Genomic DNA, 16,314 nt, shown 5'->3' with positions numbered 1-16,314 from the left:
AACTCGTTGATTTGTCGTAAGTCGGTGCATGGCAATCAGCTGGCATCGGCGAGCTTCGTTCGTCCCAAATGGATGTGACGAAGTTTCACCAGAAAAAGGAATCAGGCTTCTCATGGGCGAACTGGCCAAAGAAATCCTCCCGGTCAATATCGAAGACGAGCTGAAGCAGTCCTACCTCGACTACGCGATGAGCGTAATTGTCGGGCGGGCACTGCCGGATGCGCGCGATGGCTTGAAGCCCGTGCACCGGCGTGTGCTGTTCGCGATGAGCGAGCTGGGCAACGACTTCAACAAGCCGTACAAGAAATCTGCCCGTGTTGTCGGTGACGTGATCGGTAAGTATCACCCTCACGGTGATACCGCGGTGTACGACACCATCGTTCGGATGGCGCAGCCATTCTCCTTGCGCTACCTGCTGGTAGACGGTCAGGGTAACTTCGGTTCGGTGGACGGCGACAACGCCGCGGCCATGCGATACACCGAAGTGCGCATGACCAAGCTGGCGCACGAGCTGCTGGCTGACCTGCACAAAGAAACCGTGGACTGGGTGCCGAACTACGACGGCACCGAAATGATCCCGGCGGTCATGCCGACCCGTATTCCCAACCTGCTGGTCAACGGCTCCAGCGGTATCGCCGTGGGCATGGCGACCAACATCCCGCCGCACAACCTCGGTGAAGTCATCGACGGTTGCCTGGCACTCATCGACAACCCCGAGTTGACCATCGATGAGCTGATGCAATACATCCCCGGTCCGGACTTCCCGACCGCCGCGATCATCAACGGTCGCGCCGGCATCATCGAAGCCTACCGTACCGGTCGCGGCCGCATTTACATGCGTGCCCGCTCGATGATCGAGGACATCGACAAGGTCGGTGGCCGCCAGCAGATCGTCATCACCGAACTCCCGTACCAGCTGAACAAGGCCCGTCTGATCGAGAAGATCGCCGAGCTGGTCAAAGAGAAGAAGCTGGAAGGCATCACCGAACTGCGCGACGAGTCCGACAAGGATGGTATGCGCGTCGTGATCGAACTGCGTCGCGGCGAAGTGCCTGAGGTGATCCTCAACAACCTTTACGCCCAGACCCAGTTGCAAGCGGTGTTCGGTATCAACATCGTTGCGCTGATCGACGGCCGCCCACGGATCTTGAACCTCAAGGACCTGCTGGAGGCGTTCGTTCGTCACCGTCGCGAAGTGGTGACCCGCCGTACCGTGTTCGAGCTGCGCAAAGCCCGCGAACGTGGCCACATCCTGGAAGGTCAAGCGGTTGCCCTGTCGAACATCGACCCGGTCATCGCCCTGATCAAGGCTTCGCCGACGCCGTCGGAAGCGAAGGAAGCGCTGATCAAGACTGCGTGGGAATCTTCCGCCGTGGTCGCGATGGTTGAGCGCGCCGGTGCCGACTCGTGCCGTCCAGAGACCCTGGACCCGCAATACGGCCTGCGCGAAGGCAAGTACTTCCTGTCGCCGGAACAGGCGCAAGCCATTCTGGAACTGCGTCTGCACCGCCTGACCGGTCTGGAACACGAGAAGCTGCTGGCCGAGTATCAAGAGATCCTCAACCAGATCGGCGAATTGATCCGCATCCTCAGCAGCGCCACGCGCCTGATGGAAGTGATCCGCGAAGAGCTGGAAGTGATCCGCGCCGAATACGGCGACGTGCGCCGCACCGAAATTCTCGATGCCCGTCTCGACCTGACCCTGGGTGACATGATCCCGGAAGAAGAGCGCGTCGTGACCATCTCCCACGGTGGCTACGCCAAGACCCAGCCATTGGCTGCGTACCAGGCTCAGCGTCGTGGCGGTAAAGGCAAATCGGCCACCGGCGTCAAGGATGAGGACTACATCGCTCACCTGCTGGTCGCCAACAGTCACACCACGCTGCTGCTGTTCTCCAGCAAGGGCAAAGTGTACTGGCTGAAAACCTATGAAATCCCGGAAGCGTCCCGTGCTGCTCGTGGTCGTCCGCTGGTCAACCTGCTGCCGCTGGACAGTGATGAATACATCACCACCATGCTGCCGGTCGACGAATACACCGAAGGTCACTTCATCTTCATGGCGACTGCCAAAGGCACCGTGAAGAAGACCCCGCTGGAATCCTTCAGCCGCCAACGCAGTGTTGGCCTGATCGCGCTGGAGCTGGATGAAGGCGATGTGCTGATTTCTGCTTCCATTACCGATGGCAGCCGCGAAGTCATGCTGTTCTCCGACGGTGGCAAGGTCACTCGCTTCAAGGAAACCGACGTTCGCGCCATGGGCCGTACCGCTCGTGGTGTGCGCGGCATGCGTCTGCCGGAAGGCCAGAAGCTGATTTCCATGCTGATCCCGGAAGAAGGCAGCCAGATCCTCACCGCTTCGGCGCGTGGTTACGGCAAGCGTACGGCGATCACCGAGTTCCCTGAGTACAAGCGTGGCGGTCAGGGCGTTATCGCCATGGTCAGCAACGACCGTAACGGCCGCCTGGTCGGTGCAGTCCAGGTGCTCGACGGCGAGGAGATCATGCTGATTTCCGACCAGGGCACCCTGGTTCGTACTCGCGTCGACGAAGTCTCCAGCCTGGGTCGTAACACCCAGGGCGTGACCCTGATCAAACTCGCCAGCGACGAAACGCTGGTCGGTCTGGAGCGGGTCCAGGAGCCGTCGGAAGTCGAGGGCGAAGAGCTCGAAGGTGAAGAGGGCGAAGCAGGTGCAGTGTTCGACGGTGAAGTCGTGATCGACGACGTTGCCGACGACCAGCAACTCGACGCTGCAGCCGACGAAGAACCGCAGGAATAAGCGGACAAGCAGGGGGCGGATGAAGATTCGCCCCTTCTTGTTTCTCCTGTTTGAATGTAGGACTTGTAGGAGCTGTCGAGTGAAACGAGGCTGCGATCTTTTGATCTTGCTTCGCAGATGCCGGGAAAAGATCGCAGCCTCGTTTCACTCGACAGCTCCTACGGCTCCTACGACCCTACAGGATTTTGAATTTTCAGATTTACTGCGTGATACCACCAAATCAGAGCGAGATTGGATGTGAGCAAGAGAGCCTATAACTTCTGTGCCGGTCCTGCGGCGCTGCCTGAAGCTGTCCTGAAGCGCGCTCAGGGTGAACTCCTCGATTGGCACGGCAAGGGCCTGTCGGTCATGGAAATGAGTCATCGCAGCGATGAGTTCGTGTCCATTGCCACCAAGGCCGAGCAGGATCTGCGTGATCTGCTGAATATCCCTTCAAACTACAAAGTGCTGTTCCTGCAAGGCGGCGCCAGCCAGCAATTTGCCCAGATTCCGCTGAACCTGCTGCCTGAAGGTGGCTCGGCCGACTACATCGACACCGGTATCTGGTCGCAGAAAGCCATCGAAGAAGCTTCGCGCTACGGCCACGTCAACGTTGCCGCGACCGCCAAGCCATACGACTATTTCGCTATTCCCGGCCAGAACGAATGGAGCCTGTCGAAAGACGCGGCCTACGTTCACTACGCGCCAAACGAAACTATCGGCGGCCTGGAATTCAACTGGATCCCGGAAACCGGCGACGTTCCACTGGTGGCCGACATGTCTTCGGACATTCTCTCGCGTCCGGTGGATATCTCGCGTTTCGGCATGATCTACGCCGGCGCCCAGAAAAACATCGGCCCGAGCGGCATCCTGGTCAACATCGTGCGCGAAGACCTGCTCGGTCACGCCCGTTCGCTGTGCCCGACCATGCTCAACTACAAGGTCGCGGCCGATAACGGCTCGATGTACAACACGCCGCCGACCCTTGCCTGGTACTTGTCGGGTCTGGTGTTCGAGTGGCTGAAAGAGCAGGGTGGTGTCGAGGCCATCGGCAAGCTCAATGAAGTCAAGCAGCGCACGCTGTACGATTTCATCGACGCCAGCGGCCTCTACAGCAACCCGATCAACAAGTCGGATCGCTCGTGGATGAACGTGCCGTTCCGCCTGGCTGACGATCGTCTGGACAAGCCATTCCTGGCTGGCGCCGACGAACGCGGTCTGCTGAACCTCAAGGGTCACCGTTCCGTGGGCGGCATGCGCGCCTCCATCTATAACGCCGTCGACATCGTTGCGGTCAACGCACTGATTTCGTACATGGCAGAGTTCGAGAAGGAACACGGCTAATGTCTGAGCAAGAACTCAAGGCACTGCGCGTTCGCATTGATGCCCTGGACACCAAAGTCCTGGAGCTGATCAGCGAGCGTGCACGCTGCGCCCAGGAAGTTGCGCGAGTAAAGATGGCCTCGCTGGCCGAAGGCGAAGTGCCGGTGTTCTATCGTCCTGAGCGTGAAGCCCAGGTGCTCAAGCGCGTGATGGAGCGTAACCAGGGGCCGCTGGGCAACGAAGAGATGGCGCGTCTGTTCCGCGAAATCATGTCCTCGTGCCTGGCGCTCGAGCAGCCGCTGAAAGTGGCTTACCTCGGCCCTGAGGGTACTTTCACCCAGGCCGCGGCCATGAAGCATTTCGGCCACGCAGTGATCAGCAAGCCCATGGCGGCGATCGACGAAGTGTTCCGTGAAGTGGCGGCCGGTGCGGTGAATTTTGGCGTGGTCCCGGTGGAAAACTCCACCGAGGGCGCGGTCAACCACACCCTCGACAGCTTCCTGGAACACGACATGGTGATCTGTGGCGAAGTCGAGCTGCGCATTCACCATCACCTGTTGGTCGGTGAAAACACCAAGACCGACAGCATCAGCCGCATCTATTCCCACGCCCAGTCCCTGGCCCAGTGCCGCAAGTGGCTGGACGCCCATTACCCGAATGTCGAGCGCGTGGCGGTGTCCAGCAACGCCGAAGCGGCCAAGCGGGTAAAAGGCGAGTGGAACTCGGCTGCGATTGCCGGCGACATGGCCGCAGGCCTGTACGGATTGACCCGTCTGGCCGAGAAAATCGAGGATCGCCCGGATAACTCCACGCGCTTCCTGATGATCGGTAGCCAGGAAGTGCCGCCGACCGGCGACGACAAGACGTCGATCATCGTCTCCATGAGCAACAAACCCGGTGCGCTGCATGAGCTGCTGGTGCCGTTCCACGACAACGGCATCGATCTGACACGGATCGAGACCCGTCCGTCGCGCAGCGGTAAATGGACCTACGTGTTCTTCATCGACTTCGTCGGCCATCACCGTGATCCATTGATCAAAGGTGTGCTGGAAAAGATCAGTCAGGAAGCAGTAGCACTCAAAGTGCTGGGTTCCTACCCGAAAGCAGTTCTCTAAGGGGTAGCAAATGAGTGGTGACTTCCTCGCTCTGGCACAGCCGGGCGTGCAACAACTTTCGCCGTACGTTCCGGGCAAGCCTGTGGACGAACTGGCGCGCGAGCTGGACATCGATCCGGCCAAAATCGTCAAACTGGCCAGCAATGAAAACCCGCTGGGCGCAAGTCCGAAGGCATTGGCCGCGATTCGCGAAGAATTGGCCGAGCTGACTCGTTATCCTGACGGCAACGGTTTTGCGCTCAAGACCTTGCTGGCCGAGCAGTGCCGCGGCGAGCTCAATCAAGTGACGCTGGGCAACGGTTCCAACGACATTCTGGAACTGGTTGCGCGCGCCTATCTGGCGCCGGGCCTGAATGCGGTGTTCAGCGAGCATGCGTTTGCGGTCTATCCGATCGTGACCCAGGCCGTAGGTGCTGAGGCTCGGGTTATTCCTGCCAAAGACTGGGGTCATGACCTGCCGGCGATGCTGGCTGCGATTGATGCCGATACCCGCGTTGTGTTCATCGCCAACCCGAACAACCCGACCGGGACCTGGTTCGGCGCCGAAGCGCTGGACGAATTCCTGCAGGACGTGCCGGCCCATGTGCTGGTGGTGCTGGACGAGGCCTACATCGAATACGCCGAAGGCAGCGACTTGCCGGATGGCCTGGATTTCCTCGCCGCTTATCCGAACCTGCTGGTGTCGCGCACGTTCTCCAAGGCCTACGGTCTGGCGGCATTGCGAGTCGGTTATGGCTTGTCGACCGCTGTGGTCGCCGATGTGCTGAACCGCGTGCGCCAACCTTTCAACGTCAACAGCCTGGCCCTGGCCGCGGCGTGCGCGGCGTTGCAGGATGCTGAATACCTGGCTGAAAGCCGTCGCCTGAACGAAGCTGGCATGCTGCAACTGCAAGCGGGTTTCCGTGAGTTGGGGCTGGGCTGGATTCCGTCCAAGGGCAACTTTATCTGCGTCGATCTGGGGCAGGTCGCTGCGCCGGTCTTCCAGGGTTTGCTGCGCGAAGGCGTGATCGTGCGTCCGGTGGCCAATTACGGCATGCCAAACCACTTGCGCATCACCATCGGCCTGCCGGCTGAGAACAGTCGCTTCCTTGAGGCGCTGACCAAGGTTCTGGCTCGTGGTTGATGTCACTGCACTGCAATCTGCTGAACCTATGATCGGGCGCCTGGTGGTGGTCGGTCTGGGGTTGATCGGTGGTTCGTTTGCCAAGGGTTTGCGCGAAAGTGGCCTGTGCCGCGAAGTGGTCGGGGTCGATCTCGATCCGCAGTCGCGCAAACTGGCGGTAGAGCTGGGGGTGGTGGATCGCTGCGAAGACGACTTGGCCGCTGCATGCCAGGGCGCTGATGTGATCCAGCTGGCCGTGCCGATCCTGGCCATGGAAAAAATGCTTGCCCGTCTGGCCGGCATGGATCTGGGTCAGGCGATCCTGACCGACGTCGGTAGCGCCAAAGGCAATGTGGTGCGTGCGGCCACCGAAGCATTCGGCGGCATGCCGGCGCGCTTCGTGCCGGGGCATCCGATTGCCGGTTCCGAGCAAAGCGGGGTGGAAGCCTCGAATGCCGAGCTGTTCCGTCGCCATAAAGTGATTTTGACGCCGCTGGATCAAACCGATCCGGCAGCGCTGGCCGTGGTCGACCGTTTGTGGCGCGCTTTGGGCGCCGATGTCGAGCACATGCAGGTCGAGCGCCATGATGAAGTGTTGGCGGCAACCAGCCATTTGCCGCACTTGCTGGCGTTCGGTTTGGTCGACTCGTTGGCCAAGCGCAATGAAAATCTTGAGATCTTCCGTTACGCTGCGGGCGGTTTTCGCGATTTCACAAGAATCGCGGGTAGCGACCCGGTCATGTGGCACGACATCTTCCTCGCTAACCGCGAAGCTGTCCTGCGCACACTCGATACATTTCGCAGCGACCTCGACGCCTTGCGCGACGCGGTCGATGCAGGGGATGGGCACCAATTGTTGGGCGTATTCACTCGCGCCCGGGTTGCCCGCGAACATTTCAGTAAAATCCTGGCCCGCCGGGCTTATGTGGACGCTATGAACTCCAACGACCTGATTTTCCTGGCACAACCTGGTGGCCGCCTGACTGGGCGGATTCGTGTACCGGGCGACAAATCGATTTCCCACCGTTCGATCATGCTCGGCTCCCTGGCTGAAGGCACCACCGAAGTGGAAGGTTTCCTCGAGGGCGAAGATGCCCTGGCGACCTTGCAAGCCTTTCGCGACATGGGTGTCGTGATCGAAGGTCCGCACCACGGTCGCGTGACCATCCACGGCGTCGGCCTGCATGGCCTGAAGCCTGCGCCAGGTCCGATCTATCTGGGCAACTCCGGCACGTCGATGCGTCTGCTGTCCGGCCTGTTGGCGGCGCAGAACTTCGACAGCACCCTGACCGGTGATGCCTCGCTGTCCAAGCGTCCGATGAATCGCGTGGCCAATCCGCTGCGTGAAATGGGTGCCGTGATCGAGACTGCTGCAGAAGGTCGTCCGCCGATGACCATTCGTGGTGGCAATAAGCTCAAAGGCCTGACCTACACCATGCCGATGGCCAGTGCCCAGGTTAAGTCCTGCCTGCTGCTGGCGGGTCTGTATGCCGAAGGCAAGACCATCGTCACCGAGCCGGCACCGACCCGTGACCACACCGAGCGCATGCTGCGCGGCTTTGGCTACCCGGTCACCGTCAACGGTGCAACGGCGTCGGTCGAGTCCGGCCATAAGCTGACCGCCACCCACATTGAAGTCCCGGGCGATATTTCGTCGTCGGCGTTCTTCCTGGTGGCTGCGTCGATTGCCGAAGGTTCGGAGCTGGTGCTCGAGCACGTCGGTATCAACCCGACCCGTACCGGCGTGATCGACATCCTGCGCCTGATGGGCGCTGACATCACGCTGGAAAACCAGCGTGAAGTGGGCGGCGAACCTGTTGCTGACCTGCGCGTACGGGCAGCTAAACTCAAAGGTATCGAGATTCCCGAGGCGCTGGTTCCGTTGGCCATCGACGAGTTCCCGGTGCTGTTCGTGGCGGCGGCGTGTGCCGAAGGGCGCACCGTACTGCGCGGCGCTGAAGAGCTGCGAGTCAAGGAGTCGGACCGGATCCAGGTCATGGCTGATGGTTTGCTGGCACTGGGCGTCAAGTGCGAGCCGACCCCGGATGGCATCATCATCGACGGCGGCCTGATCGGCGGCGGCGAAGTGCACGGTCACGGCGATCACCGGATCGCGATGGCCTTCAGCGTGGCTTCGTTGCGCGCCACGGCACCGATCCGCATCCACGACTGTGCCAACGTCGCGACCTCGTTCCCGAATTTCCTGGCGCTGTGCGCACAGGTCGGTATCCGTGTTGCACAAGAGGCTCAGTCGTGATTATCAAGCCACCGGTCATCACCATCGACGGACCCAGCGGTTCGGGCAAGGGCACTATTGCCGGGATTCTGGCCAAGCGTCTGGGGTGGTGCCTGCTGGATTCCGGTGCGCTGTATCGACTGTTGGCGTTCGCTGCGCGCAATCATGGCGTCGATCTGACCAATGAAGAGTCGCTGAAACTGCTGGCCGCTCATCTGGACGTGCAGTTCGTCGGCGCGACCGAAGGTCATCCGCAGCGGATCATCCTTGAAGGTGACGATGTCACCGATGACCTGCGCAATGAGCAGGTTGGTGCCTGGGCTTCCCAGGTCGCGGCGCTGCCGGCGGTGCGCGATGCGCTGCTGCAGCGCCAGCGGGCGTTCCAGGAACCGCCGGGCCTGGTGGCCGATGGCCGCGACATGGGCACGGTGGTATTTCCCGACGCGCCGCTGAAGATATTCCTCACTGCCAGTGCCGAGGAGCGTGCGCGCCGTCGATACTTGCAGTTGAAGGGCAAAGTCGATGGTGTTAGTCTGTCGAGTCTGCTAGATGAGATACGTGTCCGCGACGAGCGTGACACCCAGCGAGCGGTAGCCCCGCTCAAACCGGCGGCTGACGCCATACAGCTGGATTCCACGGAATTATCCATCGACCAGGTGCTGGAACGCATCATGAGCGAGATCGCCATTCGCGATATCGCCGGGTGACCAAGAAGCTGCGCAGGGGACCAGTCATAGTCTTGCGCTGCTTCTTTAAATGAACGTAACCCACGTCGTCTGGGATGTGGAGATGGGCGTATCCTTCGCCCTTATTCAACAGGAATTAAAATGAGCGAAAGCTTTGCGGAACTCTTTGAAGAAAGCCTAAAAACCCTGAACCTTCAGGCAGGCTCCATCATCACCGGTGTTATCGTTGATATCGATTACCAAGCTCGCTGGGTAACCGTTCACGCTGGCCTGAAGTCTGAAGCACTCATCCCGCTTGAGCAGTTCTACAACGATGCTGGCGAACTGACTATCAACGTCGGTGACGAAGTTCACGTTGCTCTGGACTCGGTTGAAGACGGCTTTGGTGAAACCAAGCTGTCCCGTGAAAAAGCCAAGCGCGCTGAATGCTGGATTGTTCTGGAAGCAGCCTTCGCAGCCGAAGAAGTGGTCAAGGGCGTTATCAACGGTAAGGTTAAAGGCGGCTTCACTGTCGACGTTAACGGCATCCGTGCGTTCCTGCCAGGTTCTCTGGTTGACGTCCGTCCAGTGCGCGACACCACGCACCTGGAAGGCAAAGAGCTGGAATTCAAGGTCATCAAGCTCGACCAGAAACGCAACAACGTTGTCGTTTCCCGTCGTAGCGTCCTCGAGGCCGAGAACTCCGCTGAGCGTGAAGCTCTGCTGGAATCCCTGCAGGAAGGCCAACAAGTCAAAGGTATCGTCAAGAACCTCACCGATTACGGCGCATTCGTCGATCTGGGTGGCGTCGATGGCCTGCTGCACATTACCGACATGGCTTGGAAACGTATCAAGCATCCTTCCGAAATCGTCAACGTTGGCGACGAGATCGATGTCAAGGTTCTGAAGTACGATCGCGAACGCAATCGTGTTTCCCTGGGCCTGAAGCAACTGGGCGAAGATCCATGGGTTGCTATCAAAGCCCGTTACCCAGAAAGCACTCGCGTTACCGCTCGTGTAACCAACCTGACCGACTACGGCTGCTTCGCTGAGCTGGAAGAAGGCGTTGAAGGTCTGGTGCACGTTTCCGAAATGGACTGGACCAACAAGAACATCCACCCTTCGAAAGTCGTACAAGTCGGCGACGAAGTGGAAGTTATGGTTCTGGACATCGACGAAGAGCGTCGTCGTATCTCCCTCGGCATCAAACAGTGCAAATCTAACCCGTGGGAAGATTTCTCTGGCCAGTTCAACAAGGGCGATAAAATCTCCGGCACCATCAAGTCGATCACCGATTTCGGTATCTTCATTGGTCTGGACGGCGGCATCGACGGTCTGGTTCACCTGTCCGACATCTCCTGGAACGAAGTGGGCGAAGAAGCCGTTCGCCGCTTCAAGAAGGGCGACGAGCTGGACACCGTTATCCTGTCGGTTGACCCAGAGCGCGAGCGCATCTCCCTGGGTATCAAGCAGCTGGAAAGCGATCCGTTCTCCGAGTACGTTCAAGAGAACGACAAAGGCGCAATCGTTAAGGGCATCGTGAAGGAAGTTGACGCTAAAGGCGCCATCATCACTCTGGCCGACGATATCGAAGCGACTCTGAAAGCCTCCGAAATCAGCCGTGACCGCGTTGAAGACGCGCGCAACGTTCTGAAAGAAGGCGAAGAAGTAGAAGCCAAGATCATCAGCGTTGACCGCAAGAGCCGCGTAATCCAGCTCTCGATCAAGTCGAAAGACGTTGAAGACGAGAAAGAAGCTATCCAGAGCCTGCGCGATAAGCCAGCTACGGAAGCCGCTGCTACTGGTGATACCACCATGGCTGCACTGCTGCGTGAAGCAATGGCCAAGCAGAACTAAGTTCTGTAAGACCATAGAAAAAGGGCGACTTCGGTCGCCCTTTTTTGTGCCCGGGATTTGGGGTATGAACCAATCACTTCCACGTGCTGTCTCTTTCTTTAGTCGGATCAATCGTTTATTTGCAGCTAGGCTTACGCTTGGGGCGAACGAGAGTCGGGCGTAGCGTCCGGCATAAGGAAGTGAATGAACAAGCTCATTGTCGCAATTGCTGTGCTGACATTGACGGGGTGTACTACTAACGCCAAGACGCATGTTGTACGCGGGGTCAGTGGTATCGAGATCGATTGCTCGGGATTGGGTTCCGGGTGGGAGAAATGCCGCAAGCGAGCCGCCAAGGAGTGCAAGGCTGCCGGGTACAAGGTGGTTGCACGATCCGACGATGCCAAAGAAGAGGATGAGTTCCCATTTGGTTTTAATCCCGCAGGCTACCTGACGCGCACCATGTTGGTTATTTGCAGGTGATAGCGTGGTGCCGAGGGGGTTTCGGTGTCCTGGAAATGGGCATTTCGAGGCTTGTAAATATATGTCAAACCCTGGGCTGTTCAAATTCCTCCGGGCATGCTAAAACCTTTGAAGCGCTGATCTAGCTGCTTGAAAAAGAAGGGAAAAATATGACGAAGTCGGAGTTGATCGAACGAATTGTCACCCATCAAGGGCTGCTCTCATCCAAGGATGTGGAGCTGGCCATCAAGACCATGCTTGAGCAAATGTCCCAATGTCTGGCCACCGGAGATCGTATCGAGATCCGTGGTTTCGGCAGCTTCTCCCTGCACTACCGCGCGCCGCGCGTGGGTCGTAACCCGAAAACGGGTCAGTCGGTTAGCCTCGATGGCAAGTTCGTTCCGCATTTCAAGCCGGGCAAAGAACTGCGTGATCGGGTCAATGAAGAAGAGGAGGAAGGTTTTGACCTCCATAACTAAAGGTTTGGCGCATGCGTAGCCTCAAGCGTGTACTCCTTGGCGTGGTACTCCTCTTGCTGATTCTGGTTGTTCTGGCGTTCGTTCTCGAAAATCAGCAATCGGTTTCACTGTTATTCCTTGGATGGGCTGGGCCGCAACTACCGGTGTCGCTGGTAATGGTTCTTGCGCTACTGATCGGCATGTTGATCGGGCCGATTCTGAGCTGGTTCCTGGGGCGTGCGTCCCGGGCTTCACGCAAGCGCCTTGTCTGATTCCGATAATGTGAGCGCAGGGTGAATTTGCTACACAGCTTGTCTATATCCATTAGTAAAACCTTCATTAAGCTGTAAAATGCCCCGCTTGTCCGGAGAGTGGCGCCTGCCGTTCCGTTCAGACTGACACTGTCAAAAGCTGCGCTTGGTTGTTGGCTTTTGCATTCATGGATCAGACAGCGCTCGGTTGGTAGCTCTGTCAGCAGCTCAAGGGTATGGTTTCGCGTGAAAATTCTAGTTACCGGCGGCGCCGGGTTTATCGGTTCGGCAGTTATCCGTCATATCATTTCCAATACCGCCGATTCGGTGATTAACGTCGATAAGCTGACTTACGCCGGCAATCTTGAGTCGTTGGCCGAAGTTAGCGAGAATTCGCGTTATGCATTCGAGCGCGTCGATATCTGCGACCGCGATCAGATCGACCGTGTCCTGCGTGAGCATCAACCCGATGCCATCATGCATCTGGCCGCAGAGTCGCATGTCGATCGCTCGATCTCTGGTCCGTCCGAGTTCATCCAGACCAACATTATCGGCACTTACACCCTGCTGGAAGCTGCACGCCACTATTGGGCGGCATTGGATGATGCGCGTAAAGCCAACTTCCGCTTCCATCATATTTCCACCGACGAAGTCTACGGAGACCTCGAAGGTCCTGAAGACCTGTTCACGGAAACCACGCCATACCAGCCAAGCTCGCCGTATTCGGCCAGCAAGGCCAGCTCTGATCACCTGGTTCGCGCCTGGAGCCGTACCTATGGCTTGCCGACCCTGGTCACCAACTGCTCGAACAACTACGGCCCTTGCCACTTCCCTGAGAAGCTGATCCCGCTGATCATCCTCAATGCGCTGGAAGGCAAGCCGCTGCCGGTCTATGGCAAAGGTAACCAGGTCCGTGACTGGCTCTACGTCGAAGACCACGCTCGTGCCCTTTACAAGGTCGTGACCGAAGGTGTCATCGGCGAGACTTACAACATCGGCGGTCATAACGAAAAGCAGAACATCGAAGTTGTGCAGACCCTGTGCGCGCTGCTTGATGAGCTACGCCCTGATTCCGCACATCGTCCGCACGCCAGCCTGATCACTTATGTTCAGGATCGCCCGGGCCACGATCAGCGTTATGCGATTGATGCCAGCAAAATCCAGCGTGAGCTGGGCTGGACTCCGGAAGAAACGTTTGAGACCGGTATCCGCAAGACGGTCGAGTGGTACCTCACCAATACTGAGTGGGTTGATCACGTGAAGAGCGGCAGCTACCAGCAGTGGATTGACCAGAACTACGCGGATCGTTCGAGCAAGGCATGAAGATCCTTTTATTGGGAAAAAACGGCCAGGTGGGTTGGGAGCTTCAGCGCTCCCTGGCGCCCCTTGGCGAGTTGATTTCCCTGGATCGCCATACTGTTGATGGTCTATGTGGTGATCTGTCTGATCCAGAAGGATTGCGTTCGGCGATTCGTCAGGTAGCTCCTGATATTATCGTCAATGCGGCCGCCTACAATGCTGTCGATAAAGCCGAGTCTGAGTCTGAGTCGGCCGATCGAGTGAATGGTCAGGCAAGCCGGATCCTGGCTGAAGAAGCCAAGGCTATTGATGCCTGGCTGATTCACTACTCTACCGATTACGTGTTTAGTGGTCAGGGCCAGGCTCCTTGGTTGGAAGATGATGTCGTTGGGCCTGTAAATCGCTATGGCGTCAGTAAGCTGGCCGGTGAGCAGGCAATTATTGCCTCCGGCTGCAAGCATCTGATTTTCCGTACTAGCTGGGTTTACAGTTCTCGCGGGAGCAACTTTGCCAAGACAATGCTGCGCCTGGCCAAGGATCGTGAAACGCTGAATGTCATCGCCGACCAGATCGGTGCTCCCACCGGCGCCGAGTTGATCGCCGATGTTACGGCTTTGGCTATTCGGCAGGTCTTGCTGAAGCCAGAGCTGGCGGGCCTGTATCACTTGGTGGCGAGTGGCGAAGTATCCTGGCACGAATATGCCAGCCTCGTGATCGGTTTCGCTAAGGAACTGGGTGAAGAGTTCGCCGTAAAGGCGATCAACCCGATCGAGACGACCGCTTATCCAACACCTGCGCGCCGGCCTTTGAATTCGCGTTTGAATACTCAGAAGCTGCGTGACAATTTTTCTCTACACTTGCCGGATTGGCAAAGTGGTGTAACCCGAATGCTTAGGGAAGTTCTGAACAAATGACCACGACAAATCGTAAAGGCATCATTCTCGCTGGCGGCTCGGGCACGCGCCTGCATCCTCTGACGCTTGGCGTATCCAAGCAGATGCTGCCAATCTACGACAAACCAATGATCTTTTACCCGCTGTCGGTACTGATGCTTGCGGGTATGCGTGAAATCCTGATCATCTCCACTCCGGAAGACCTGCCGTGTTTCCGTAAGTTGTTGGGTGACGGTAGTGTGTACGGGATCAAATTGACTTACGCCGAGCAGCCAAGCCCAGACGGTCTGGCGCAGGCTTTTGTTATTGGTGAAGAGTTTATTGGCAAGGATCCTTGCTGCCTGATTCTGGGTGACAACATCTTCTATGGTCAGCACTTCTCGGATAACTTGCGTTCCGCCAGTTCTCAGCAGAACGGCGCTACCGTATTTGGCTACCACGTCTCGGATCCTGAGCGCTTTGGTGTTGTTGAATTCGACAAGACCGGTCGAGCTCTGAGCATTGAAGAGAAACCGCTGAAGCCAAAATCCAACTATGCGGTAACCGGTTTGTATTTCTACGACAACGATGTTGTCGAGATTGCCAAGAACATCAAGCCATCCGAGCGTGGCGAGTTGGAAATCACTGATGTTAACCGCGCCTACCTTGAGAGGAAGACGCTCAACGTCGAAATGCTCGGTCGCGGTTTCGCCTGGCTGGATACTGGTACACATGATTCCCTGCTCGAGGCTAGTCACTTCGTGCATACCATCGAGCAGCGCCAAGGGCTGAAAGTGGCTTGCCTGGAAGAAATCGCTTATCACAACGGCTGGATCACCGCAGAGCGGCTCGCTGCTCAGGCCGAGGCTCTGAAGAAAACCGGTTACGGTCAATACCTGCAGAAGCTGCTGGACTCGCCTTCCCGTTAATTCGAGAGCTGAACGCTTTCGTGTGACAGTGCTTTTATCGGTGTAAGCAGAAATGGCATGCCAGTAAAACATCCCAAGGTTGCGGTTTTGCTGGCGGCCTACAATGGTATGCAGTGGATCGAAGAGCAGTTGGCTTCGATCATCACTCAGTCGGCCGTAGATATCACAATCTTTATCAGCGTCGATCCATCGACCGATGGGACAGAAGCGTGGTGTGCTGCATTTTGTGCCACGCACGAGCGCGTTTTTCTGCTGCCTGATTCAGGACGATTCGGTGGTGCGGCACGCAACTTTTTCCGACTGATTCGCGACGTGGATTTCGAGGAATACGACCTTGTTGCGTTCGCCGATCAAGATGATATCTGGTACTCCGATAAGCTGCTTCGCGCTACGCAAATGATGTCTTTGCGTCAGGCTGATGCGTACTCTAGTAACGTCACGGCCTTTTGGCCTGACGGCAAAAAGATCTTGCTTGATAAAAGCCAACCCCAGGTCGCTTGGGATTTCCTGTTCGAAGCCGCTGGGCCGGGCTGCACCTATGTATTCAATAAAGAGCTTGCCCGGGCTTTAAAAAGCTCTGTCATCCGTGATTGGGACCAACTGCAGAAAGTAAGCCTGCATGATTGGTACTGTTACGCGTTTGCGCGAAGCCACCAATTTAGTTGGTTCATTGATTCGCAGTCGACCATGCTTTATCGCCAGCATGCGCATAATCAGGTGGGCGCCAATACAGGGTTCGCATCGCTATTTCAGCGCTATCTAACTATTCATGAAGGCTGGTGGTTTAATCAAGTTAGAGAAATAGCAGTCCTTGTCGGTAAACGTAATGATCCATTTGTAAGAAGGTGGTTGCGGTTCAGACGTAGGGATCTGTTCATGCTTTCATTAAAAGGTGGGCAGTGTCGTCGGCGACTGCGCGATAAATTTTTGTTTTTCTTTGTGTGTTGCTTGACTGCTGTCGTGGGGAAAAAATCTGATTGATCAGGTACTGATCTGGCGGTGCGCTTGGCT

14 protein-coding genes are annotated in these 16,314 nt (G+C 57.5%); all 14 read left to right on the top strand.

The window, feature by feature from the left end:
* Positions 1–112 precede the first annotated feature (112 nt).
* The 14 genes from gyrA (at position 113) to LOY68_RS22925 (ending at position 16,284) form a co-directional block, all read left to right on the top strand.
* Complete coding sequence (gene gyrA / locus LOY68_RS22990) at positions 113–2,776, top strand: DNA gyrase subunit A (RefSeq protein ID WP_054051909.1); 2,664 nt, start codon at positions 113–115, stop codon at positions 2,774–2,776.
* Positions 2,777–3,013: 237 nt separating this feature from the next.
* Positions 3,014–4,099, top strand: a complete 1,086-nt coding sequence (gene serC / locus LOY68_RS22985; protein ID WP_265040177.1) for a 3-phosphoserine/phosphohydroxythreonine transaminase — start codon at positions 3,014–3,016, stop codon at positions 4,097–4,099.
* On the top strand, positions 4,099–5,193 hold the full coding sequence (pheA, locus tag LOY68_RS22980) for a prephenate dehydratase (RefSeq protein ID WP_028620536.1): 1,095 nt from the start codon (positions 4,099–4,101) through the stop codon (positions 5,191–5,193). Before serC ends, pheA begins: the two co-directional genes overlap by 1 nt.
* 10 nt (positions 5,194–5,203) lie before the next feature.
* Positions 5,204–6,316, top strand: coding sequence for a histidinol-phosphate transaminase (gene hisC, locus LOY68_RS22975; protein WP_265040172.1), 1,113 nt, complete (start codon positions 5,204–5,206; stop codon positions 6,314–6,316).
* A gap of 28 nt (positions 6,317–6,344) precedes the next feature.
* The gene (locus LOY68_RS22970) at positions 6,345–8,552 is read left to right on the top strand and encodes a bifunctional prephenate dehydrogenase/3-phosphoshikimate 1-carboxyvinyltransferase (protein WP_265045826.1); all 2,208 of its coding nucleotides are present in this window, start codon (positions 6,345–6,347) and stop codon (positions 8,550–8,552) included.
* Positions 8,549–9,238, top strand: a complete 690-nt coding sequence (gene cmk, locus LOY68_RS22965; protein WP_054051914.1) for a (d)CMP kinase — start codon at positions 8,549–8,551, stop codon at positions 9,236–9,238. The genes LOY68_RS22970 and cmk overlap by 4 nt, the downstream gene beginning before the upstream one ends.
* Before the next feature lie 120 nt (positions 9,239–9,358).
* The gene (gene rpsA / locus LOY68_RS22960) at positions 9,359–11,053 is read left to right on the top strand and encodes a 30S ribosomal protein S1 (protein WP_054051916.1); all 1,695 of its coding nucleotides are present in this window, start codon (positions 9,359–9,361) and stop codon (positions 11,051–11,053) included.
* 183 nt (positions 11,054–11,236) lie between these two features.
* Complete coding sequence (locus LOY68_RS22955) at positions 11,237–11,515, top strand: hypothetical protein (RefSeq protein ID WP_054051918.1); 279 nt, start codon at positions 11,237–11,239, stop codon at positions 11,513–11,515.
* A gap of 149 nt (positions 11,516–11,664) precedes the next feature.
* A complete protein-coding gene (ihfB, locus tag LOY68_RS22950; RefSeq protein ID WP_054051920.1) occupies positions 11,665–11,973 on the top strand; it encodes an integration host factor subunit beta in 309 nt (102 codons plus the stop codon).
* Positions 11,974–11,984: 11 nt separating this feature from the next.
* The gene (locus LOY68_RS22945; protein ID WP_163913124.1) at positions 11,985–12,224 is read left to right on the top strand and encodes a LapA family protein; all 240 of its coding nucleotides are present in this window, start codon (positions 11,985–11,987) and stop codon (positions 12,222–12,224) included.
* A gap of 225 nt (positions 12,225–12,449) precedes the next feature.
* Entirely contained in the window at positions 12,450–13,526 is a 1,077-nt protein-coding gene (gene rfbB, locus LOY68_RS22940) for a dTDP-glucose 4,6-dehydratase (protein WP_163913126.1), read from the top strand.
* Positions 13,523–14,416: a dTDP-4-dehydrorhamnose reductase gene (rfbD, locus tag LOY68_RS22935; protein WP_163913128.1), complete on the top strand. Its 894-nt coding sequence runs from the start codon at positions 13,523–13,525 to the stop codon at positions 14,414–14,416. The genes rfbB and rfbD overlap by 4 nt, the downstream gene beginning before the upstream one ends.
* Positions 14,413–15,303 (top strand): glucose-1-phosphate thymidylyltransferase RfbA, encoded by an 891-nt coding sequence (gene rfbA / locus LOY68_RS22930; RefSeq protein ID WP_265040169.1) that lies wholly within the window; start codon positions 14,413–14,415, stop codon positions 15,301–15,303. Before rfbD ends, rfbA begins: the two co-directional genes overlap by 4 nt.
* Before the next feature lie 57 nt (positions 15,304–15,360).
* The gene (locus LOY68_RS22925) at positions 15,361–16,284 is read left to right on the top strand and encodes a glycosyltransferase family 2 protein (RefSeq protein ID WP_265040167.1); all 924 of its coding nucleotides are present in this window, start codon (positions 15,361–15,363) and stop codon (positions 16,282–16,284) included.
* The last annotated feature ends 30 nt before the right edge of the window (positions 16,285–16,314 follow it).

It is taken from the genome of Pseudomonas sp. B21-053 (genome assembly GCF_026016365.1).
GTDB lineage: Bacteria > Pseudomonadota > Gammaproteobacteria > Pseudomonadales > Pseudomonadaceae > Aquipseudomonas > Aquipseudomonas nunensis.
Note: the sequence above shows the minus strand (reverse complement) of the source record. Positions and strands in the feature narration are given on the sequence as shown.

Excerpts from the sequence above, each read along its gene's own strand:
- ihfB (WP_054051920.1), top strand. The coding sequence starts at position 11,665 with ATGACGAAGTCGGAGTTGATCGAACGAATTGTCACCCATCAAGGGCTG.
- LOY68_RS22955 (WP_054051918.1), top strand. The coding sequence starts at position 11,237 with ATGAACAAGCTCATTGTCGCAATTGCTGTGCTGACATTGACGGGGTGT.
- LOY68_RS22970 (WP_265045826.1), top strand. The coding sequence starts at position 6,345 with ATGATCGGGCGCCTGGTGGTGGTCGGTCTGGGGTTGATCGGTGGTTCG.
- hisC (WP_265040172.1), top strand. The coding sequence starts at position 5,204 with ATGAGTGGTGACTTCCTCGCTCTGGCACAGCCGGGCGTGCAACAACTT.
- rfbA (WP_265040169.1), top strand. The coding sequence starts at position 14,413 with ATGACCACGACAAATCGTAAAGGCATCATTCTCGCTGGCGGCTCGGGC.
- rpsA (WP_054051916.1), top strand. The coding sequence starts at position 9,359 with ATGAGCGAAAGCTTTGCGGAACTCTTTGAAGAAAGCCTAAAAACCCTG.
- rfbD (WP_163913128.1), top strand. The coding sequence starts at position 13,523 with ATGAAGATCCTTTTATTGGGAAAAAACGGCCAGGTGGGTTGGGAGCTT.
- LOY68_RS22925 (WP_265040167.1), top strand. The coding sequence starts at position 15,361 with ATGCCAGTAAAACATCCCAAGGTTGCGGTTTTGCTGGCGGCCTACAAT.
- LOY68_RS22945 (WP_163913124.1), top strand. The coding sequence starts at position 11,985 with ATGCGTAGCCTCAAGCGTGTACTCCTTGGCGTGGTACTCCTCTTGCTG.
- gyrA (WP_054051909.1), top strand. The coding sequence starts at position 113 with ATGGGCGAACTGGCCAAAGAAATCCTCCCGGTCAATATCGAAGACGAG.
- pheA (WP_028620536.1), top strand. The coding sequence starts at position 4,099 with ATGTCTGAGCAAGAACTCAAGGCACTGCGCGTTCGCATTGATGCCCTG.